This window comes from Amycolatopsis sp. (genome assembly GCF_035546795.1).
Lineage (GTDB): Bacteria > Actinomycetota > Actinomycetes > Mycobacteriales > Pseudonocardiaceae > Amycolatopsis_E.
This window is the reverse complement of the sequence record NZ_DASZWC010000003.1, coordinates 176,345-196,475: the sequence shown is the minus strand read 5'-3', so window position 1 is coordinate 196,475 and position 20,131 is coordinate 176,345. Positions and strand designations below refer to the sequence as shown.

At 70.1% G+C, this 20,131-nt stretch carries 22 protein-coding genes and 1 pseudogene; 12 read left to right on the top strand and 11 right to left on the bottom strand.

What is annotated here, in order from left to right; genetic code table 11:
- Positions 1-222: 222 nt before the first annotated feature.
- Positions 223-456 carry a hypothetical protein gene (locus VHD82_RS04430; protein WP_325697238.1) on the top strand — a complete coding sequence of 78 codons (234 nt, stop codon included), beginning with the start codon at positions 223-225 and terminating at the stop codon, positions 454-456.
- On the opposite strand, the pseudogene VHD82_RS36730 reads toward VHD82_RS04430, so the two are convergent.
- The 4 genes and pseudogenes from VHD82_RS36730 to VHD82_RS04410 form a co-directional block, all read right to left on the bottom strand.
- A pseudogene (locus VHD82_RS36730) lies at positions 387-727 on the bottom strand (DUF6801 domain-containing protein); the annotation flags it as partial. The gene VHD82_RS04430 and the pseudogene VHD82_RS36730 sit on opposite strands and share 70 nt — an antisense overlap.
- 309 nt (positions 728-1,036) lie before the next feature.
- Positions 1,037-1,639 carry a hypothetical protein gene (locus VHD82_RS04420; protein WP_325697234.1) on the bottom strand — a complete coding sequence of 201 codons (603 nt, stop codon included), beginning with the start codon at positions 1,637-1,639 and terminating at the stop codon, positions 1,037-1,039.
- A 116-nt stretch (positions 1,640-1,755) separates the two neighbouring features.
- Positions 1,756-2,205: a nitroreductase/quinone reductase family protein gene (locus VHD82_RS04415; RefSeq protein ID WP_325697232.1), complete on the bottom strand. Its 450-nt coding sequence runs from the start codon at positions 2,203-2,205 to the stop codon at positions 1,756-1,758.
- A 59-nt stretch (positions 2,206-2,264) separates the two neighbouring features.
- Positions 2,265-2,669: a nitroreductase family deazaflavin-dependent oxidoreductase gene (locus VHD82_RS04410; protein ID WP_325697230.1), complete on the bottom strand. Its 405-nt coding sequence runs from the start codon at positions 2,667-2,669 to the stop codon at positions 2,265-2,267.
- A 90-nt stretch (positions 2,670-2,759) separates the two neighbouring features.
- Here VHD82_RS04410 and VHD82_RS04405 point away from each other — a divergent pair, with 90 nt between their 5' ends.
- From VHD82_RS04405 to VHD82_RS04395, 3 genes are all read left to right on the top strand, one after another.
- Positions 2,760-3,233, top strand: coding sequence for a universal stress protein (locus VHD82_RS04405; protein WP_414637449.1), 474 nt, complete (start codon positions 2,760-2,762; stop codon positions 3,231-3,233).
- Between the two features lie 7 nt (positions 3,234-3,240).
- On the top strand, positions 3,241-4,227 hold the full coding sequence (locus VHD82_RS04400; protein WP_325697226.1) for a hypothetical protein: 987 nt from the start codon (positions 3,241-3,243) through the stop codon (positions 4,225-4,227).
- A gap of 63 nt (positions 4,228-4,290) precedes the next feature.
- Complete coding sequence (locus tag VHD82_RS04395; protein WP_325697224.1) at positions 4,291-5,946, top strand: sulfatase; 1,656 nt, start codon at positions 4,291-4,293, stop codon at positions 5,944-5,946.
- Here VHD82_RS04395 and VHD82_RS04390 read toward each other — a convergent pair whose 3' ends face one another.
- A complete protein-coding gene (locus VHD82_RS04390) occupies positions 5,947-6,678 on the bottom strand; it encodes an SDR family NAD(P)-dependent oxidoreductase (protein WP_325697222.1) in 732 nt (243 codons plus the stop codon).
- Between the two features lie 66 nt (positions 6,679-6,744).
- On the opposite strand from VHD82_RS04390, the gene VHD82_RS04385 reads away from it, so the two are divergent.
- Positions 6,745-7,326, top strand: coding sequence for a TetR/AcrR family transcriptional regulator (locus VHD82_RS04385; RefSeq protein WP_325697220.1), 582 nt, complete (start codon positions 6,745-6,747; stop codon positions 7,324-7,326).
- Positions 7,323-8,171, top strand: coding sequence for an SDR family NAD(P)-dependent oxidoreductase (locus tag VHD82_RS04380; protein WP_325697218.1), 849 nt, complete (start codon positions 7,323-7,325; stop codon positions 8,169-8,171). Before VHD82_RS04385 ends, VHD82_RS04380 begins: the two co-directional genes overlap by 4 nt.
- 158 nt (positions 8,172-8,329) lie before the next feature.
- Here the strand turns inward: VHD82_RS04380 and VHD82_RS04375 are convergent, their stop codons facing one another.
- On the bottom strand, positions 8,330-9,403 hold the full coding sequence (locus tag VHD82_RS04375; RefSeq protein ID WP_325697216.1) for a hypothetical protein: 1,074 nt from the start codon (positions 9,401-9,403) through the stop codon (positions 8,330-8,332).
- Positions 9,403-10,176, bottom strand: a complete 774-nt coding sequence (locus tag VHD82_RS04370; protein ID WP_325697214.1) for an HAD family hydrolase — start codon at positions 10,174-10,176, stop codon at positions 9,403-9,405. Before VHD82_RS04370 ends, VHD82_RS04375 begins: the two co-directional genes overlap by 1 nt.
- A 79-nt stretch (positions 10,177-10,255) precedes the next feature.
- On the opposite strand from VHD82_RS04370, the gene VHD82_RS04365 reads away from it, so the two are divergent.
- Positions 10,256-10,924 carry a hypothetical protein gene (locus VHD82_RS04365; protein ID WP_325697212.1) on the top strand — a complete coding sequence of 223 codons (669 nt, stop codon included), beginning with the start codon at positions 10,256-10,258 and terminating at the stop codon, positions 10,922-10,924.
- Here the strand turns inward: VHD82_RS04365 and VHD82_RS04360 are convergent.
- Both VHD82_RS04360 and VHD82_RS04355 read right to left on the bottom strand, forming a co-directional pair.
- Positions 10,914-11,654, bottom strand: coding sequence for a hypothetical protein (locus tag VHD82_RS04360; RefSeq protein WP_325697210.1), 741 nt, complete (start codon positions 11,652-11,654; stop codon positions 10,914-10,916). The two genes, VHD82_RS04365 and VHD82_RS04360, sit on opposite strands and share 11 nt — an antisense overlap.
- On the bottom strand, positions 11,647-12,903 hold the full coding sequence (locus VHD82_RS04355; RefSeq protein ID WP_325697208.1) for a hypothetical protein: 1,257 nt from the start codon (positions 12,901-12,903) through the stop codon (positions 11,647-11,649). Before VHD82_RS04355 ends, VHD82_RS04360 begins: the two co-directional genes overlap by 8 nt.
- Before the next feature lie 87 nt (positions 12,904-12,990).
- On the opposite strand from VHD82_RS04355, the gene VHD82_RS04350 reads away from it, so the two are divergent.
- Positions 12,991-14,130 carry an FAD-dependent monooxygenase gene (locus tag VHD82_RS04350; RefSeq protein WP_414637436.1) on the top strand — a complete coding sequence of 380 codons (1,140 nt, stop codon included), beginning with the start codon at positions 12,991-12,993 and terminating at the stop codon, positions 14,128-14,130.
- 111 nt (positions 14,131-14,241) lie between these two features.
- Here the strand turns inward: VHD82_RS04350 and VHD82_RS04345 are convergent, their stop codons facing one another.
- Positions 14,242-15,906 (bottom strand): MFS transporter, encoded by a 1,665-nt coding sequence (locus VHD82_RS04345; RefSeq protein WP_325697204.1) that lies wholly within the window; start codon positions 15,904-15,906, stop codon positions 14,242-14,244.
- Between the two features lie 152 nt (positions 15,907-16,058).
- On the opposite strand from VHD82_RS04345, the gene VHD82_RS04340 reads away from it, so the two are divergent.
- The 3 genes from VHD82_RS04340 (at position 16,059) to VHD82_RS04330 (ending at position 18,517) form a co-directional block, all read left to right on the top strand.
- A complete protein-coding gene (locus tag VHD82_RS04340; RefSeq protein WP_325697202.1) occupies positions 16,059-16,502 on the top strand; it encodes a MarR family winged helix-turn-helix transcriptional regulator in 444 nt (147 codons plus the stop codon).
- A 90-nt stretch (positions 16,503-16,592) separates the two neighbouring features.
- Positions 16,593-17,903 (top strand): alpha/beta hydrolase, encoded by a 1,311-nt coding sequence (locus VHD82_RS04335; RefSeq protein WP_325697200.1) that lies wholly within the window; start codon positions 16,593-16,595, stop codon positions 17,901-17,903.
- A 116-nt stretch (positions 17,904-18,019) separates the two neighbouring features.
- On the top strand, positions 18,020-18,517 hold the full coding sequence (locus VHD82_RS04330) for a hypothetical protein (protein WP_325697198.1): 498 nt from the start codon (positions 18,020-18,022) through the stop codon (positions 18,515-18,517).
- 54 nt (positions 18,518-18,571) lie between these two features.
- Here the strand turns inward: VHD82_RS04330 and VHD82_RS04325 are convergent, their stop codons facing one another.
- Complete coding sequence (locus VHD82_RS04325) at positions 18,572-19,276, bottom strand: haloacid dehalogenase type II (RefSeq protein ID WP_325697197.1); 705 nt, start codon at positions 19,274-19,276, stop codon at positions 18,572-18,574.
- 175 nt (positions 19,277-19,451) lie between these two features.
- Here VHD82_RS04325 and VHD82_RS04320 point away from each other — a divergent pair, with 175 nt between their 5' ends.
- Entirely contained in the window at positions 19,452-20,030 is a 579-nt protein-coding gene (locus VHD82_RS04320; RefSeq protein ID WP_325697196.1) for a hypothetical protein, read from the top strand.
- Positions 20,031-20,131 lie beyond the last annotated feature (101 nt).

Sequence of the window (20,131 nt, the reverse complement as noted above, 5' to 3'; positions counted from 1 at the left end):
GTACAGCAGAATTCCGGCGCCCGCGCCGAGCAGCAGCACACCGATCGCCGGAACCCCGGTGTAGGCAAGGTTTCCGTAGTCCGAATCACTCGAACCACCGCCGGTATCGGAGCCGCTCGGCACCACGCCGCCCGCCTCGGTGCCGGTGCTCGTCGTGGCCCCGGCCGGTGAACGCTCCGAGCGGACGAGGAAGACGGCGAAGAGCTTTTGCCGGAGCTGGGCTTGCGCGACGACGTGGTCGAGCTGGGTTCGCCGGCCGAGGACGTGGTCATGCCGCTGGAGGACGAGATGGTGGTCGTCTCGCCGCCGCCGGTGATCTCGAACGTGGCCAGCATGTCGTTCTGCCCGGCGTCCTGGGAGCACACGGAGGTGAAGGTACCGGGGCCCGTCTCGGTCCCGCCGGCCTTGTGCGGGGTCATGGTGAGCGAGATGTCACCGACCCGGATCGTGCCCTGACCGGGCGGGCTGAAGCTCAGCGCGGGGGCGCTCCCGGTCGCGGTCGCGTCGAACGGCCCCGGCGCCGGAATCGGCGTGGTCGGGATCGTGGTCGGCACCGTCACCGGCAAGGTCCCTCCGGAGCCTCCACTGTGGACTGTGCGTCCGCGGTCCCCTCGATCGTGGTGCCGCCGACGAGCGTCAGGCCCTGTGTCACGAGCGCGGGCACGGTGGAGATCGCGGTGATCCGGAACTCCGGCGTCGCCTCCCCCACCGCGGTCGTCTTCGGGATGTCGGAGTTGACGACGACCTGGATCCGCTGGTTGCCGACGAGCGGGAAACCGGGTCGGCGTCACTGGTGCCGGCGCCGGCCGGCAGCGCCGCGACGACCACCGCGACGCCGCCCGCCGCCACCATGCGCGCTTTTCGTTGCACAAGGACCACCTCGTCGACCGACGCCGGAAAGGGAAGCGACGGCAAGCTATCCGCGAGTCGGCGAAGCGGACAAGGGCAACGGAAAGAATCCGTTCCGGCGCGCGAAAAGGGGTCCCGGAAATCGCAGGGAAACGACAAGAACCGGAATTGGCGCCCTGCTCACGATTCAGTGCGCGTGCAGCCCGATCCGTTCCAGTTCCCAGCGGGCCAGCACCGCCAGCACCTCCGGGTCACGATCCCGCCAGCCAACCGCCACGTCGCCGGCCGACGCGAGCCTTGGCAGCCGCTGCGACGTCAAAGCGCGCAGTGCCAACAGATCCGTCCCCGCCTCGCCCATGGCGCGCAGCCGCACCCCCGCCGTGGCCCGCCGGACGAACCGCCACCGCATCGGCAGCCAGGTGAGCAAGAGCAGCCCGAGCGGCAGCGTGATCAGGATGGCCGTGAGCCACCACGCCAGGTGGATCACGGCGTCGATCTGCCACTGGCCGGCATCGGCGAGCCGCGCCCCGGCGCCGGAACCGGTGTGCAGCGCCCGCGCGAGCGCCCCGCCGACCAGCGGCACGTCGTCGGCGTTGTCCGCGGCCGAGTCGAACGTGGTGCGCAGCCCGGTGCCCGCGGTCACCAGCCCGTCGCCGGGCGCTCGCAGTTCCATGACCTGCTCGTGCAAGGTGATCCCGAGCCAGATCGTCAGCACGATCACCAGGAGCGCGAACAGGTCACCGCCTATCTGCACGTTCCGGCGGACGGGTGTGTCGGCGTAGAGCTTCATGAGGCGGGTTCCCTCTCAGGCACGGTCGCGAGCACGCGGAACGTACCCGGTTCGACCTCCGGCGGGTGGCAGCCTTGGGGTACCCGGAAGTAAGCGCTTTCACGTATGGTTGCCGGCTATACGTCCTCCACCCGGAACACCGCGATGCGCGCGGCCGCGGCTGCCACCCCGTCCGGGGTCGGTGACGAAGCCAAACCTGTTGTCACATAACGCTTTCCGACGCTCGGCCCGTTGCTCTCGACGACCTCGCGCAGCACCGGCGGGCGTTCGGCGACCGGCAGTTCCACCAGGCGTACGGTCCTCTTCCGGAAGCCCTTCTTGAGCTGCGCCGTTTTCGCGGCGCGCACGTTGGCCACCCAGGCGGCCTTCGGGAAGGCCTGCACGATGTAGTGCCCGCTGCTCAGGTCGAGCACGGCGATCGGGAAGGTCCGCGGCTCGCCGCTGCGCCGGCCGGCGACGGTGAGCAGCTGCATCGGCCCGAACGAGATCCCGGCCCTGTTCAGCAGCGTGATGAACTTGTTGATGTTGTTGACTTTCCGGCGGTAGCTCTGCGCTTGCTCTGTCATGGCACCCACAGTACTACGTAACTCATATTTTCTCTAACGCAGATGAGCCGCGCGGAGGCTCAGTCCACCGGGATGAGCGCGACCACCGGGATGACCCGGCTGGTCTTCTGCTCGTATTCGCGGAAGCCCGGGTACAACGTGGCCTGCTGGTCGTAGAACGTGTCGCGCTCTTCGCCGTGCAGCTCCTCGGCGCGAACCTTGACCGTCCGCGCGCCGACCTCGATGTTCGTCTCGGGGTGGGCCTTGAGGTTGTGGTACCAGGCGGGGTTCGTGTCGGCGCCGGCCTTGGAGGCGAACACGAGGTAGCGGCCCTGGTCGGCCAGGTACATCACCGGGCTGATGTACTTGTTGCCGGTGCGGGCGCCGGTGGTGTGCAGCAACAGCAACGGGGCACCCTCGAACGGGCCGCCGACCCGGCCCTCGTTGGCACGGAACTCGTCGATGATCTGCGTGTTGAAGTCCATGGTCCGCTGAACGCGCCCGCGCTCAGCGCTGTTCCGGGCTGTCCGATAATGAAACCTGTGAGTGACGAGGCGGCCGGCTCCGCCCAGCGGATCGAGACGTACGGGCCCAAGTGGTCACCAGGCCCGTTCGAGCGCGGGCGCGATGGGCCGCACCTCGTCCTGGCCGGGGTCGACGGCTCCCCCACGGCGATGCGCGCGGGCGCGTACGCCGCCGGGCTCGCGCGCCGGCAACGGTCGCGGCTGGTGGTGGTGTTCGTGCTCGCGCCTTCGGCGTGGACGGGGATGTCGCCGGGCCTGCTCGCGGGCGCGCAGGAGGAGACGTACGAGGCGATGATCTCCGAGCTGCGGGAGCCGATCAAACGGATGGCCGACGAAACCGGCCTGCCGATCACGTTCGTCGTCCAGCGCGGCGACGCGTACACCGAGCTCAAGCGCGCCGCCATCGCCCACCAAGCCGACCTGGTCGTCGTCGGCGCGTCCGAAAGCGCCGGTCACCGGCTCGTCGGCTCCGTCGCCACCCGCCTCGTGAAGGCCGGCCTCTGGCCGGTGACCGTCGTGCCGTGAGCCGGGCGTGACGGACGTGGTGGAGACGCTGCGCGGCGGCCGGCGCGCGGTGGTGCAGCGGGTGCGGCGCGGCGACAGCACCGTGATCGTGAAGACGTTCACCAGCGCCGGAGAGGGCTGGGCGCGCGAGGCGGCCGGGCTGCGGCTGCTCGCCGGGCGGCACACGGCCGGACTCATCGACGCGACCCCGCCGGCGATCGTCTGCGAAGACCTCGGCACCGGGCCCAGCGTCGCGGACCTCCTGCTCGGCGACAACCCCGAAGCAGCGGCCGAAGCGGTCACGGGCTGGGCCGAGGCCATCGCCAGGCTGCACGCGACGACGCTGACCGAACGCGTCGCCTTCGAGACCGCGCTCGACGAGTACGCGGGCGACTTCCCGGTGGCGCTCAACACGATGCCGGAGCTGATCGCCGACACCACCCGGGTCATCGCCGAGCTCGAACCCGGCGCCCGCCTCGACGCGCTCGAAGACCTCACCGGCCCCGAAGCCCTCTCCCCCGCCGACGCCTGCCCGGACAACAACGTCCGCCGCGACGGCCGGTTCTGGCTGGTCGACTTCGAGGGCGCGGAGTGGCGGCACATCGCCTGGGACGTGGCGGACCTGACCGTCCCGTGGCCCTCGTGCTGGTGCTCGTGGCGGCTGCCGGAGAACGTCGTGGCACACGCCGTCGAGCGCTACCGCGAAATCGCCGGCGAAGCCATCCCCTACGTCCGCACCAGCGCGTTCGACCACGATCTGCATCTCGCGACCGCGGGCTGGGCGTTCATCTCCTGCAGTTTCACTCTCGCCCGCGCGCTCGCCGACGACCCGCCGCCCGCCGACCCACGCGTCGTCGCCCCGGCCCGCCGGGCGATGCTCCTGCACCGCCTCGCCGTCGCCGCGAAGCTCCCGGGCCTGCCCGAACTGTCCACTCTGGCCGCCCGTGTCCGGACAACCCTCACGAATCGCTGGGGCGAGGTGCCGCTGGCCCTCGCGCCCGCCTTCCGCACCTGAACCGCCCGCAGTCGGAGCCCGTGTACACAGTCGACACCGGCTCCACACGGAAGGACCTGTGGCTTGTCCACTCCAGCAGCGCCGCCGCCCCGCGGCCAGGCGCGCCGCATCGCCGTCCAGGTGCTCACCGTGCTCGGCGGTTTGCTCATCGTGGCCGCGCTCGTGGTGCCGAACGATCTCAACCTGCTCACCCCATGGGCGTTCCCGCGCATCCCGGTCGAAGCCCTCGTCGGTTTCGGACTGGTGCTCCTGCTCCCCGCCAGGGCCCGCCGCGTGGTCGCCGTCATCGCCGGGATCCTGCTCGCCCTGCTCACCATCATCAAGATCACCGACATGGGGTTCATCGTCGCCTTCGAGCGACCCTTCGACCTGGTCACCGACTGGAGCTTCTTCGGCCCGGCCTTCGGCCTGCTCGAAGACTCCGCCGGGCACGCGGGCGCGGTCGCCGCGGTGATCGGGATCGCGGTGCTCGCCGTCGGGTTCGCGGTCGCGCTGGTCTTCGCCTCGCTACGGCTGACGAAGCTCGCCGCCGGGCATCGCACCACGGCTTTCCGTACCCTCGCGGTGCTTTCGGTGATCTGGCTCGTCTGCGCGGTTTTCGGGCTCCAGTTCGCCGAAAACCAGCCGCTCGCCGCCCGCACCACCGCCTCGCTGGCCTACCACGACGCGGTCCAGGTGGGCCAGGAGATCAAAGACGAGAAGGCCTTCGCGCAGGAGTCCAGTGTGGACGCTTACCGCAACACCGCGCCCGACCAGCTCCTGACCGCCCTGCACGGCAAGAACGTCCTACTGGTTTTCGTGGAGAGCTACGGGCGCGTGGCGGTGCAGGACTCGGACATCGCACCGAAGGTGGACGCCGTGCTCGACTCGGGGACGGCGAGCCTGCGCGCGGCCGGGTTCGACGCCCGCAGCGGCTTCCTCACCTCGTCCACCACCGGCGGCGGCAGCTGGCTGGCACACTCCACTTTGGAAACCGGACTCTGGATCAACAACCAGAAGCGTTACACCACAGTCACTTCCAGCGACCGCCTGACGATGGCGAGCGCCTTCCGGCACGCGGGCTGGCGCACGGTGAACGACCAGCCCGCCAACTTCGCCGACTGGCCGGAGGGCGAGTTCTACGACTACAGCCAGCGCTACGACTTCCGCTCGATCGGGTACAAGGGCCCCGGATTCGGGTACGCCAGCATGCCCGACCAGTTCGCGATGGCCCAGTTCCAGCAGGCCGAGCTCGCCAAGCCCGGGCATCCGCCGGTGATGGGCGAGATAGACCTGGTGTCCAGCCACTGGCCATGGGCGCCGCTGCCGCGCATGGTCGGCTGGAACGAGCTCGGCGACGGCTCGATCTTCGGGCCGATGCCCGCGCAGGGCAAGACCACCGGCGAAGTCTGGTCGGACCCGGCGAAAGTCCGCGCGGCGTATGGGGATTCGATCGTCTACTCGCTCGACACGCTCATCTCGTACCTGCGGACCTACGGCGACGACAACACCGTGCTGCTCTTCCTCGGCGACCACCAGCCGAACACCGCGGTCACCGGCGGCGAGGGCGCGGGACGGGATGTGCCGATCAGCATCGTGGCCAAGGATCCGGCTGTGCTGCAGGCGATCTCCGGCTGGAACTGGCAGCCCGGCCTGCATCCCGGGCCGCAGGCCCCGGTCTGGCCGATGAGCGACTTCCGCGACCGGTTCTTCGCCGCGTACAGCCCGAAATCCCCGTGATCAGGCCGGCGGGGTGAACCGCCCGTCGATCGCCGTCCAGCCGCCGTCCACCGCCAGCACCGAGCCGGTGACGAAACTGGCCGCGTCCGAAGCCAGGTACACCACGGCGCCGGCCAGCTCCTCCGGCCGGGACCAGCGGCCCAGCGCGCTCTTGGCCGCATAGGCGTCGTACCAGTCCACATTGGATTTGATCGGCGCGGTCAGCGGGGTCTCCACCACCCCGGGCGCGATGGCGTTGACCCGCACCCCGGCCGGCCCGAACTCCGCCGCGGCCGTGCGGACCAGCTGCACGATCCCCGCCTTCGTCGCCGCGTAGACGGACTGGCCCGGCTCGACGGTCTGCCCGCGGATGGACGAGAACACCACGATGCTGCCCTGGCCGCGATCCACCATCCGGGCGCCGAACGCCCGCAACACCGTGAAGGTTCCCTTGAGGTTCAAGGAAACCACGCGGTCGAACTCGTCCGGCGTGTAGTCGAGGATCCGCTTGCGCACGTTGATCGCCGCGGTGAGCACCAGCACGTCGACCGCGCCGAGCTCCTCCGCGAGGCGCTCCACGGCCTCGCCGTCGGTGATGTCGAGCTGTCGTGCGCCCGCCGCCGGGTCCTTGTCCGCGGAGATCACCTCGGCGCCGTGCGCGGCCAGCGCCGCCGCGGCCTCCTGCCCGATCCCGCCCGCGCCGATCACGAGCGCGCGGCGGCCGTCGAGGCTGAACATCTTCCCGTAGTCCATCGGTTCAGGATGCCTGCCCGGTCAAGACCACTTGCGACTGTATGTAGCGCTCGCTACAGTAACGCCATGCCGAAGAAGGACACGCCCTCCCGCGAGCTGATCCTCGACGTGGCCGAGCGGCTGATGAGCGAGAACGGCTATGCCGGCACGCCGGTCTCGGCGATCTGCAAGGCCGCCGGGGTGTCGGTGACCTCGCTGTACTGGCATTTCGGCAGCAAGGAAGGTTTGCTCGCGTCGGTGATGGAGCGCGGCGCGGAACGCTGGTTCGCCGCGCTCCCCCGCGGTGACGCCGCCGTCATCCTGGAGCAGGGCGCGAAGGCCGTGGCCGCGGACCCGCTCTTCCTGCGCCTGGCCTACCTGCTCGCGCTCGAAGCCAAGGAGGACGAGATCGCGGCCAAGCTGGTGCAGCGTGTCCGCCGCCAGGCCCACGACTACTTCCAAGAAGTCATCACCATCGTGCTCGAACAGGAGCACGAGCCGAAAATCGCGCGTGACCTCGCCGTCCGCCTGACCCCGTTCGCCGTCGCCTATTCCGACGGCTGCTTCTTCGCCACCCAGCTCGAACCCGACACCGCGGACCTGCACCGCATGTACACCGATCTCTTCGTCGCCCTGCGAGCGCTCGCCGCCAAGGAAGGCAAGAAATGACCCGGAAAACCGCGCTGATCACCGGGGGCACCGGCGGACTCGGCGGGCGCACGGCCCGGGCACTGGCCGACGCCGGCTGGTCGGTCATCGTCACCGGCCGGAACCCGGCGGCGCTGGCCGAGGCCACCGGGGCCGGCCTGGTCGCCAAGAGCCTCGACCTCGGTTCGCTGCGCGCGGTCCGCGAGTTCGCCCGGGACCAGCCGGAACTCGGCGCCGTGGTCTGCAACGCCGGCACCCAGACCCCCTTCGGCACGAAACTCACCGAGGACGGGTTCGAGCAGACCTTCGCCGTGAACCACCTCGCGCATTTCCTGCTGGTGCAAGAACTTCTGCCGAAGCTGACGGACGCGCGGGTGATCTTCGTCGCCAGCGACACGCACGACCCGCGTAACCGCACGGGTATGCCCTCGCCCGAGTACACCGACGCCCGGTCTCTCGCGAAGGGCGACGACGACGGCAACGGGCGGCGCCGTTACACCACCTCGAAACTGTGCAATGTCATGGCTGCCTATGAGTTCGCGCGCCACGCCCCGGCGGGAATCACGGTCAACGCGTTCGACCCGGGCCTTATGCCGAGCACCGGCCTCGCGCGCGAGTACCCCGGAGTTCTGTCGCTGGTCTCGCGCTATCTGCTGCCCGCGCTCATCGTGGTGCCCGGCGTCAACGCGCATTCCGTGGGCCGCTCGGCCAAGGCGCTGGCGCGGCTGGTGCTCGCGCCGGAACTCGCCGGGGTGAGCGGCAGGTACTTCTCGGGCTTCCGCGAAGTCCCGTCATCGAAGGATTCCTATGACCGCGCCAAGTCCGCGGAGCTCTGGGAAACCAGCCGGGAACTGGTGCGGGCATGACAGTGGGTCCGGCCCGGTTCTCACCCCGGGCCAGACCCACTGCCCCTCGCCGGCCGGACCGGTGTCGGCGAACGCGACCCCGGCCGCACCGAAGCAGAGCGGAATCGCGAGAGCGCGCAAGGCGCCGTCACCTCACGAACGCCCGCTCGATCTCCGCGTCACACAACAAGATCGGGTGACATCGAAGGCGTCTTCCCCGAGTACTCTTCGGGTTTCGCATCCAGCCTGGGCGAAACCCGTTGCCACAGCGGGCCGGAAAGATTTTTCAGGTTCGGCTCCGCGGCCACCCGTGCGTCCGCGTACCCGGCCCTCGCCGGCGAAACCGGATCGGGATATTCGTAGTGCACGCCCCACTCCAGCGGTCCGCCGGCACAGTTCTTGAGTAGCTGCTGGGCGAGATCGAGCGCGGCGAAAAGAGATTTCCGCGGCACATCGGCGAGCCGGACGGAAGCGACCGAGCTGAGATAACCACGATCCGTTCGCTGCATTGCCCAGGCGAGCGCGGACACGGCATCTCGTTCGGGGAGTGTGCACAACAGACCGTCACCGCCGCGCCAGTCGTAGCAAATCCCGCCCAGCGCCCCGACGAGTTCGGCCGCTTCGGCGAGGTAGTCGAGGAAATCCGCATTTTGGGCCAGCCTCGCCCGATACAGCCGCTCGATGCCCGCGCCCGTACCGACCAGTTCGCCTATCTCACGAAGGCCCGGCGTCAACCGCACCGCGCCGGTGCCGACGGGCACGGTGACCCCGTTGTTGAACCGGTGCACGTCGGTGACGACAAGCCGGGAGACGGACAGCGCGGCCGGATCGAACACCGGGCCCGTCGCGGCGGGAGCCGACATCGGCGGCGGCACCGAGTACGCCTTGACCAGCCTGGCCGTGTCGAACTCGCGCGCCAGCACAGCGTCCGCCCGCGCCACCTCGGCGGGCTCGGCCCACAGCGCCCTGGCCGCCGCCGCGACCGTGTACCCGGCCAGGCCGCGATCCACTTCGGACTCCAGCGGGAGCCAAGTGACCGGCACGTCCAGGCCCACGGCGTTGCAGGCGGCCCGCAGCCGTTCGGCGGCATCGGCACCGGCGACGAGCAACGAGCGGCCGAAAACCGTGACCTCGCCCCAGCCCAGCAAGAACACGAGGCGTCCTCGCAACTCGTTCAGGCGCAGGACCGCCTCGACCGAACTCTCCCCCGGCGCGGCCGCGATCGGCAGCAGCACCCCGGCCAGCTCCGGCACTACCCGTCCTCCAGCGCGATCCCGAGCGCCCGCGCCAGCACCGTTGCCGCCCCCTCCCCGGCGAACGGCGGCGCGATCACGTCGGCCGCCGCCACCGCGGCCGGATGCCCGTCGCCCATCGCGATGCCCAGCCCCGCGCGGCGCAGCATCGGCACGTCGCTGCGCTCGTCACCGATGGCGACCACGTCCGCCCAGTCGATCCCCCGTGTCTTGCACAGCGCGTCCAGCGCCCGCTCCTTGGACACGCCGGGTGCACGCAGGTCGTAGGTCGGCGGCTTCGCCGACATCGGATGCACGTCGACCAGCCCGGCGAGCAGTCTCCGCAGCGGCAGGGCCCGCGCGGCAGGGCGGCCGGGCCGGCAGATCACCTTGCACACCACCAGATCCGCACTCCACTCCAAGGGCAGCGCGTCCGCGCCGAGTTCGGCGGTGTCGTCGGCGTAGAGCTGCTCCGGGGTTTCGACGGCGAACGCGGCCTCGGGCCAGTGCCGCCGGACCGTGGTCCGGATCCGGCTCAACAGAGCCAGATCCGGTGCCTCCGTGCTCAGGATCTCCCGCTTCCCGCAGGCGGCGACCACCGCGCCGTTCGCCGCTATCGCGATACCGTGATGCCCCAGCGCCGCCGCCGCGGGCCACAGCCAGCGCGGGGGCCGCCCGGTGACCAGCACGATGTCCACCCCCGCGGCGAAAACCGCGACTATCCGCGGATCGACCACGTTGTCGCGGTCGAGCAGGGTGCCGTCGAGGTCACAGGCCAGCAGCTTTCGCGTCACGGCGCTCCCCACGCTCGAATGCTGTTCCGGAAAGGCTAGCCCGCCGTTATAAAATGGTGTCCACCGGGAGGAGCCGGAAATGTCCCTCGCGATCTGGCCGGAACTCTTCGACACCGAGGGCACGGATCCCGTGGCCGCTTCACCGGATTTTCCGGAATTGTGCCGGCTGCTGTTCTCCGCCGCCTCGGACGAGGACACGATCGCGCGCATCGCGGCGCGCAGTTCCGCGCACCCGAACGGCTTCCTGAAAGTGGTCGTGGTGCCAGGGCTGCGCGTGCACACATGGTTCACCACGGCCGAAAGCGCGGACGCGGACGCGCACGACCACCGCTGGCCGTATGCCTCGCTCACCCTCACCGGCGCGCTGCGGGAGCGCGAGTACCGGCTGAGCACCCCGGATGATCCGGCCGCACGCCCGGTGACCGCCCTGCGGTACCGAAGCGATCACGAGAAGGGCACTTTTTCATTCAGCACCGGCATTCCCGCGTGGTTGCGGCAGGGCGAAGCGCGCGTCCTGCGGCCCGGCGCGATGGCCGCCGAACCGGCCACGCGCATCCACCGGGTGCGGGCGGAGGTGCCGATGACGAGCACGCTGGTGCACACGGGGCCGCCCCGCGCGGCGGCGTCCACGGTCTATCGTGCCGGTTCCGCGCCGGTCGATCCGGGGCGGGCCGAGCGGCCGGATACGGCAACGGTGCGGAATTGCCTCTTGCGGAGCACGGCGGCGCTGAACGCGCTCATGGGCTGAGATTTTCCCACCGGTTTCCCCGCCATCTCGCGTCTTTGTCCGGCAGCTGCCAGAAATCGCGGAACAACCGCCGCGCTTCGGCCGGTTCGCACAGTTCCGGGAAATCGACCAGCCGCGTTTTACGCCAGGCGGCCAGCCACTCACTCGGCGGTTCCGGCGGTTCGGAATACATCGCGCTGGCGCGATCCCAGCTCAGTACTTCATCGCGAGCGCGGCGGACTTCGTTCGCACGCAACGGAATTCCGGCGTGGCGCAGCAGGTGGACCGAATCGGCGAGATCCTGCCAGCGCATGTTCAGCCGTTTCCGGATCCGCAGGTACGACTGATAGCGGTCGGCCAGCGCGTACTCGACCGGCTGCCAGCGCACCGCGCCCTCGCCACCGCAGCGGACCCGGCGCTCGTCCGCCGTGACCTCCACCAGGAACCGGTCCTCGTCGCCCACGATCGCGAGCGCCGAAGCGACCGGCCGCACCTCCCGGCCCGGCTGGAAAGGCACCCGGCCTGCCGCGCGCAGGGTGATCCCGCCCGCGCTGAAGTCGAACAACTCGAACGCGTCCGGCGACGCTACGGCGAGGTCGAGATCCTGTGGCGTGCGGGGAAAACGCTCGTCCCGCAGCGCCAGCGAAGCGCTGCCCTGCACCAGGATCGGCGTCCCGGCAAGGCGTTCGGCCAGCACGTGCAGCACGCGGCGCAATGCGTCCAGCCGGATCCGCGTTCGCCGGTCAGTCACGGCGCTTCCGCATCGGACGCAGGTCCCGCACGAGGTTGCGCGCCTTCGTGGTGAACAACAGCACGAGCGAAACGGCGGTGGCGGCACCGAACGCGACGAGCAGCCAGAGCAGTTTGCTCGGTTGCAGATCGGCCCAGATCGCCACCGACAGTGAGAAGGGCAGCCCGATCACCGCGATCAACCCGAGCAGCGCGTTCGTCTGCGCGCTCAGCCGGGCCTGCAGGCGGGTGGCCAGGTCGTCGACGTCCTTCTGCACCCGCTCCAGCGCGTTGTCCAGCTCGCTGGCCGCTGAGAACTGGCGCAGCATCTGGTCGTACGGCGGTTGCGGCGCGAAGTCCGAACGCACGTACAGGCGCCGGAACCACAACAGCGCCGAGCGCATCTGCTCCACCGCGCCCGCGTTCGCCGTGTCCATCAGCGCCGTGGTGGTGCGTGTGGACAGCAGGCGCAGCAACACCGTGCGGCTCACCCCGAACAGCAACAGATCCGTGTACAGGCCGCGCGCGAAGAACTCGACGGCTTCGTGCACTGCCACGTTCTTCTGCTCCGTTGCGGGTTTCAGCGCTACCAACGAAATGCCGAACGTCGTGACGCGCGCACGGTAATCCTCCGAGACCGCGATATCCGACTTCGCCGCTTCGGTCAGCACCTCCGCCGAAGGTGGGATTCGCGCCTGATTGGCCAGCAGATACAGCCACTGCTCCGCAGGCGTACTCGCGCCCTTGAACGGCTTGGACAATCGGCTCCGCGGCACGACGAAGCCGACCGTATGCGCCCGTCTGCTCTGCTGGGCCAGCCTGCCCACGCCGGCGAGCAGCCGATCCAGCTCCGTACGCAGCGGCGCGCCGTGCCGGATGTTGAGGTTGCTGGCGGCGTAGATCAGGGCTTCGGCCTCGTCCACGCTGGCCTCCCCGGCCGACACGTGCACCGCACACAGGCCCCGGTCACCGACACCCGCCAGACCGGGCAGCCGCAACACCTCGACCGCGTCGAACCGCGCCTGCGGCCGGCCCGGAAACGGCACGCCGGACAGCGTCCGATGCCACCGGACCGGGGTGTGTTCGCGCCGGTAGAGGCAGGCTTCCAGGCCTTCGTTGAGGTAGTACAGGCGTTCCGTGGCCGTGGACGCGACCTCCTTCGGCGTGCCGACCCGCCAGCGCATCACCACCGGCCCGGGCGCCCACGCGCGATCCGGCACCGCGTCGAGCTCCACCTCCGCCACGACGACGAGCACGACCCTGGTGATCACGTCGGTGATATCGGCACCGGGGGCGCCGGCGTAACCGGTCAGCCGGCAGTCAGCGCATGGTCAGCGGCGCCGGCGAACGTGACGGACATGAACATTCTGATCTCCGGCGCCAGCATCGCCGGCCCCGCGCTCGCCTACTGGCTCGACCGCTACGGCTACTCCGTCACCGTCGTCGAAAAGACCCCCGAGCTGCGGCTCGGCGGCCAGGCAGTGGACTTCAAGGGCGCCACGCACCGCACCGTGCTCACGAAGATGGGCATCCTCGACGACGTGCTGCGGCGGCAGACCGGCGGCCGCGACCAGACGATCGTCGACGCCGACGACAAACCGCTCGCCGTGATCCCCGGCGAGTTCACCGGCGGCGAGATCGAGATCGGCCGCGGCGACCTGTCCGAACTGCTCTACGAGCGCACGAAGGGCAGCTGCGACTACCGCTTCGGCGACTCCATCACGTCGCTGACCGAGACCGCGAACGGCGTGCACGTCACGTTCGCCAACTCGCCGGCGGAAACGTTCGACCTGGTCGTGGGCGCGGACGGGATCCACTCCAACGTCCGGCGGCTCGCCTTCGGCCCGGAGCCGGACTACGTCACGCACCTCGGCTACTACTACTGCCTCGCCGATCTCGGCGAAACCGGCGCCGAAGCCAAGATGTACAACGAGCCCGGCCGGATGGCGGCCGTCGGCGGCCCGAAGGCGCGCGCTTTCTTCGTGTTCGCCTCGCCCCAGCTCGACTACGACCGGTACGACACCGAGCAGCAGAAGAAGCTGGTCGTCGACGCCTACCAGAACGGCGGCTGGCGGCTGCCGGAGCTGGTCGACAAGATCCCGGCCGCGAAGGAGCTGTACCTGGACTCGATCAGCCGGTCGGCCGTCGACCACTACAGCCGCGGCCGCGTGGTGCTGCTCGGCGACGCCGCCTACGGCAACACGCTAGGCGGCTTCGGCACCGGCCTGGCCGTCGTCGGCGCCTACGTGCTGGCCGGCGAACTCCACGCCGCACACGGCGACCACCGCGTGGCGTTCCAGCGGTACGAGGACGTGTTCCGGACGTACGCGAAGGTGTCCGAGCGCGGCAACGCCGGCCCGTTCCTCGCCCCGCCGACCCGCCTGCGGATCAAGCTACGCGACTGGACGTTCAAGTCCCGGTTCCTGCTCGGCCTCCTGCTGAAGATGACGGACAAGTTCGCCAACGAGATCGAGCTGCCGGAGTATCCGGAACGCTAGAGCGCGCCGCGATCCTCGTCCCCGTCCTGCAGCCCGGCTCGGGGTGCACGGCGCGCACCGACTTGCGCAGCGCCTGCTCGACCTGCTCGATCGTCGCCACCGCGGTGATCCTCAGTCGTGCAAGGACTCCTCGGTGACCATCGGCCGGTCCGCGCCGCCGCGAAGTACCACCGCGGCAAGGAAAGCCGCCACCAGCGCGGCCACCCCGCACACCACGTACCCGATCGAATAGGCGTGGCCGAGCGCTTCGAAGGCGACGTCCTTGAGCGGGTTCACCGACGCGGGGACCGCGTTCGCGCCCAGCGGGCCCGAGTTCACCGCGCCCACCGCCGCCTCGACGGTCGCGCGTTCGGCCTCGGGCGCCTTCGCCGGCGCGGCGTTGAACGCGGCCATCGCCGACTGCAGCGACGGACTTCCGGCGATCTTCGCCTGGATGGCCGAAGCCGCGTTGCTCAGCGCGATCGCGCCGACCACCGCGGGCCCGAGCGTGAAACCGAAGTCCCGCAACTGACTCGTCGTCCCCGACGCCATCCCGGCCAGGTGGTTCGGCACCGTGTTCACGGCGACCGCGGTGACCCCGGACAGCGCGAAAGCGAACCCGACGCCGATCAGCACCAGCGGCGCGATGATCGGCAGCAACGCCAGGTCCGCGACCGAATGCGTGGCGATCCAGATGTCTCCGGCGCCGATCAGCAGGAACCCGGCACCGAGCGCCCAGCGCGGGTTGTAGTTGTGGATCACCCGCGCGGTCAGCGGCATCAGTGCGAGCGCGAACCCTTGCAGCAGCACGAAAGCGATCGCGGTCTTCAGGGGCGAGAACTCCTGGATCGCCGAAAGCCGGATGCTCGTCGAGTACGCCGTGCCGAGGAAGGCGAACATGCCGAACACGGTCACCACGGAGTTCGTCGCGAAGGCGCGGTTGCGGAACAGGTCCAGCCGCAGCAACGGAGCAGGCGACCGGCGCTCGGCGAGGATGAACAGCGCGAAGAAGATCACCGCCACCACGAACCCGCTGATCACCCAGGCATCGGACCAGCCGCTCGTCGAACCCTGGATCACCGCGAACAGCAGGGCGAACAACGAGACCGCGATGGTGATCTGCCCCGGCCAGTCCAGCGATCGTCCTTCCGGCGCCGAGGAGTTCCGCGCGGTGAACGCGACCGCGGTGCTCACCAAGGCCAGCACACAGACCGCGACGAACGCCCACCGCCACGACGCGTTCGGGTCGTCACCCCAGCTGAGCTTCGTCATCAGGCCGCCGAGCAGCGGTGAGATGAACCCGCCGGACGACAGGGCGGCGGCCCAGATCGCGATCCCGCGCGCCCGGCTCCGCGCGGTGTGCGTGCCGGCCGCGACCATCGCGAGCGTGGTCGGGAAGAGCACGGCGGCACCGATCCCGGCGAGCGCCTGGCCGATCCACAGCACGGCCACCCGTGCGTCGGTGCTCACCCCGGCGCCCGGGGTGAGCACGCTGACGATCTCGCCGATCGCGAGCAACAGGCTGCCGCCGATGAGCAAACGCTTGCGGCCGAAGAGATCCCCGAGCACGCCGAAGGTCAGTTCCAGCAGCGTGACGGGCACCAGGAAGGCGTCCGAAATCCAGGTGAGCTGGGCCGAAGTGGTGCCCAGATCCTGCTGGAACAGGCCGTTGAGCACGGCCGGGATGGCGAGCCCGACCTGCGCGACGCAGACCGCGATCGCGGTGGCGATCTGGGTGCCCGGCGTGAGCTGCCGGGTGTGGACCGCCTTACGGCCAGAACCGGTCGTCGTGCTCATGAAACCTCCACGGTGAGCTTCAGGCCGCGAAACATACAGGAATCCTGTCCAATCTCTCACCGGCCGAAACCGATCCGTGACCGCATGTGCCGGGAATGTCCGCATTTCCGGGGTTCCGCCGGGCCGGGACCGCGGTGGGTCACCATGGACAGGTGCCGACCAAGCCCTCGCCGCCGAGCCTGCTGTACCTGATCAAACAGCTGGAGCTCGCCGTGCGCGCCCGCCTCGACGAGACACTGCGGCCTGCCGCGCTGACCTCCTTGCAGTACACGGCACTGACCGTGCTGGAACGGCGGTCGAACCTGACCACCGCGGAACTGGCCCGCAACTCCTTCGTCACCGACCAGACGATGGCCGGCATGGTCACCGCGCTGGAGGAGCGCGGGTTCATCGTGCGCGAGAACGACGCGCAGGACCGGCGGCGCCGCGTGATCCGGCTGACCGCGGCGGGCCGCCGGGTGCTGGCCCGGTTCCGCGAACCCGTTGCGGCGATCGAGGAACAGCTCGTCTCCGGACTCGGCCCTGCCGAGTCCGACGAGTTCCGGCACTACGTCGTGTTGTGCCATGCGGCACTGTCGGACCGTCCCCCGCACTGACCAGAAATACAGGAAACCTGTACAAGCGGGGCCTTCCGTGGCACGCTGCGCGCCGTACCTCTCATGCGGTGTGGCGGAAGGGGAACAGCCATGTGGCGGAAGCGAATCGGTGTCGTGGCGGCTGTCGCGGCCTTGCTGTGCGGCGGCGCGCTGCCGGCGCAGGCGGCGGATCGGCAGTACAGCGGCGGGCTGCCCGACGGCGCGAACTGGGTGGCGGACGTGCCGGACAACTGGACCGGCACGATCATCCTGTACAGCCACGGATTCGGCCCGCTCACCGCACACGACGCCCCGGACGACGCCACCCGCCAGGCACTGCTCGACCGCGGCTACGCGCTCGTCGGCTCTTCGTACTCCGGGCCGTCGTGGTGGGCACTGGAATCGGCCGTGCGTGACCAGTTCGACTCGCTGCAGGCGGTCGAAAACCTCATCGGCAGGCCACGGCGCACACTCGCGTGGGGCACGTCGATGGGCGGGCTGATCAGCGCACTTGAATCCGAGGACGGCGGCCACCGGATCGACGGCACGCTCACCACCTGCGGGCTCGTCGCGGGCGCGGTGAACATGAACGACTATCAGCTCAACGGCGAGTACGCGCTGTCCCATCTGCTCGCGCCCGACGTGCCCGTCAAACTCGTGAACTACCAGGACACCGTGGACGCGGCAGCGGCCGCCGCGACGCTGACCGGCGTGGTCAGCGGTGCCCAGGCGAGCCCGCAGGGCCAGGCCAGGACCGCACTCGGCGCGGCGCTGATGAACGAGCCCACCTGGTTCACCGGCGCCACCCCGCCGGCCGGCTTCCGCGAGCAGGAAGCCCAGCAGGCACAGGAGCTCACGTCGTACGTGCTCGGTTTCGTGATGACCGGCCGCTACCAGATCGAACTGGCCGCCGGGGGCAACAGCTCCGGCACAGCCGGCGTGAACTACCGGGCCCTGCTCGACCGCAGCCGCAACGCCGGCCAGGTGCGCGCGCTCTACCGCGAAGCTGGTCTGGACCTCGACGCCGACCTGGCGAAGCTGACCCGGGACGCGGACATCCACGGGAACCCGGTGGCGGGCGCGCACCTCGCCCGGACCTCCCAGCCGACCGGCAGGCTCGCGGTACCCGAACTGGACATCCACACGGTTGCCGACCAGCTCGTCCCGGTCGGGCAGGAGAACTGGTATGGACAACGGGTGGCAGTTTCGGGAAGCGCTTCCCGGCTGCGCCAGGCGTACGTGCGGGCGACCGGGCACTGCGCGTTCACCACGTCGGAAACCCTTGCCGCGCTTTCGGCCCTGGAGCACCGCGTCCAAACGGGACGGTGGGACGACGTGGCGGACCCGGACCGGCTGAACGCGGCGGCGGGCGGTACGGCGCGATACGTGGACTTCCGGGTGCCGCCGCTGGTCGGCGCTTGACCTCCGGGGGTTGCAGTGCCTGCAGCCCGGCCGCAGGCACTGCAACCCCTTCGAGCGTCACCCGGACGGGCCCTTCATGATCGTCGGCGTGCTCCGGCCGCCGTAGGGTCCTTCTGGTGCAGACGGTGAACTATGTCGGGGACCGAGCCCACCACGAGCAGTTCGCCGAGCAGCTCGCGAAACCCGGAAGCGACGATCTCGTGCTGATCGACGGCGCCTGCGAGGGCCTGGTGCCCCGCTGCCGGGCGATCCGCACGCGGCAGCCCGGCGCCGCGATCTTCCTGCTGGCCTGCCGGGAAGACGAGATCGCACCGGAGGACTGGGCGGCGCTGCGCGGCACTGTCCAAGGTGTACTCCGCTGCGACGCTTCTCCTCGGATTCTGATGGCCAGCAAGGGAGTCGCGCCGCTGCTGCCGCGCCTGACCCAGGACGAGATCGACGTGCTGGCGTGCGCCGCCGCCGGGCTGTCCATCGAGCAGACGGCTTCCGCGCTGGACGTTCCCGCGCGGCTGGCGGGCTCGCTGCTGGATTCCGCGAGCACCCGGCTCGGCGCCCGCAACCGGGCGCACGCCGTGGCGCTGGCCATCCGCCACGGTTACGACCTGGGCGGCTAGGGAGTGATCTGCGTGGCGGTGCACGGAGCGGCCCCTCGCTGTGGGATCGCCTCATCATGAATGCCGGAGCAGATCCGCCAGGCCGGGGAAGTCGCGTGCGGTGAGGTCCGCCCTGGCGGGATCGGGGCGGTCGGCGCCGTGCGGTCCCTTCTCCAGCGGGCGTTCGACGAAGGCAGTGCCGAGGCCGGCCGCGCGAGCGCCGTCGAGATCCCAGTGGTGACAGGCGACCATCAGCACCTCCTCCGGCCGGACGTCGAGCAGCGCGGCCGCGGTCAGGTACGGCTCCGGCGCCGGTTTGTACTTGCGCGCCAGCTCCGCCGACAGCACACAGTCGAACGGCAACCCCGCGGCCTTGATCAGGTTGGTGAGCAAGGCGAACCCGCCGTTCGACAGCGCGGCCACCACATACCTTTCGCGTAACCGGGCCAGCCCCGCCACCGAGTCTTCCCACGCCGGCAGCCGGTGCCAGGTGCGGACGAGCTCCCGGCGCACGTCCTCGGCGAGGTCCAGGCCACGCTCGGTGAGCATCTCGTCCAGCGACTCACGGTGCAGGGTGTCGAGGTAGGCCCACTCGCGCTCGCCGTCGTTCACGCTTCGCATCGACGGCAGGTAACGGCCGCGCCAGTCGTCGGCGAAGGCCTCGGCGTCCAGCGAAATCCCCTGCCGCGCGGCGATCGCCGCGACCTGGTCGGCGACCCCGGTCCGCCAGTCCACCGTGGTGCCGAAGATGTCGAAAGCCAGGACCCGGTACTCGGGCATCGCTCCTCCTTGCGTCCACTGTGGACGTGGATCTCGGTCTCGTCCGGCAATCCTGGCAGCGGGGTCGACATCTCGACAAGGTGCGGAACATGATCGAACTTCTCGCCCGAACACGCAACCGGAGCCCGGTGCCGTGCGTCGAACTCTCCGGGACCGGTGGCGAGAAAGGGCTTTCATGCGGGTCGTGTGGTGCTGGGTGCTGGCCGGACTGGTGGCGTTGACGGGCACCTCGTGCGCGAGATCGACGGCAGGCGAGGCCGTCGCGGCCACGGGGGCGCCGAAACCGGCCGCGCCGATCACGGTGGCCACCATGCACGTCACCCCGCCGAACGGAACCCGTTACACCCCAAGCACTCCGAACGGCACCTTCGACGGCTGCCTCGCGACGGACACCACCGCGTGCGTGGTGCGCCTACTCGACCTGCGCACCCCGGGCGGTCCGTACAACGCGCCGAACACGAGCCGCCCATACGGCTGGTACACCGGGGCCGACGCGCCACTGTGCGTGACCAGGACACTGGTGCCGGGCTCGACGGCGACCGGCAGCAGCCTGCTGAAAGCCGGCCTGGCGCCGATCGGTTCGAAGAAGGCCGACTACTCGCAGTGGCAGGTCACATGCCAGGACACCAGCCAGAACGGCCGGCTCCGCATGTGGTGGCTGCCGATGAGCAAGATCCTGGTGGTGGAGTACAACTCCGGCTCGCCACTGGACGCCCAGGTCGACCAGATGCTGGCCGCCGCCACCTTCGACTGACCCGGACATCAGGAGGGCGCGAGGTTGCGCAGGTGCAGACGGGCCGGCGAACGGACGTAACGGCTCCGCGGCTGTCGCCGGGCAGCACGAGCGTGGGACTT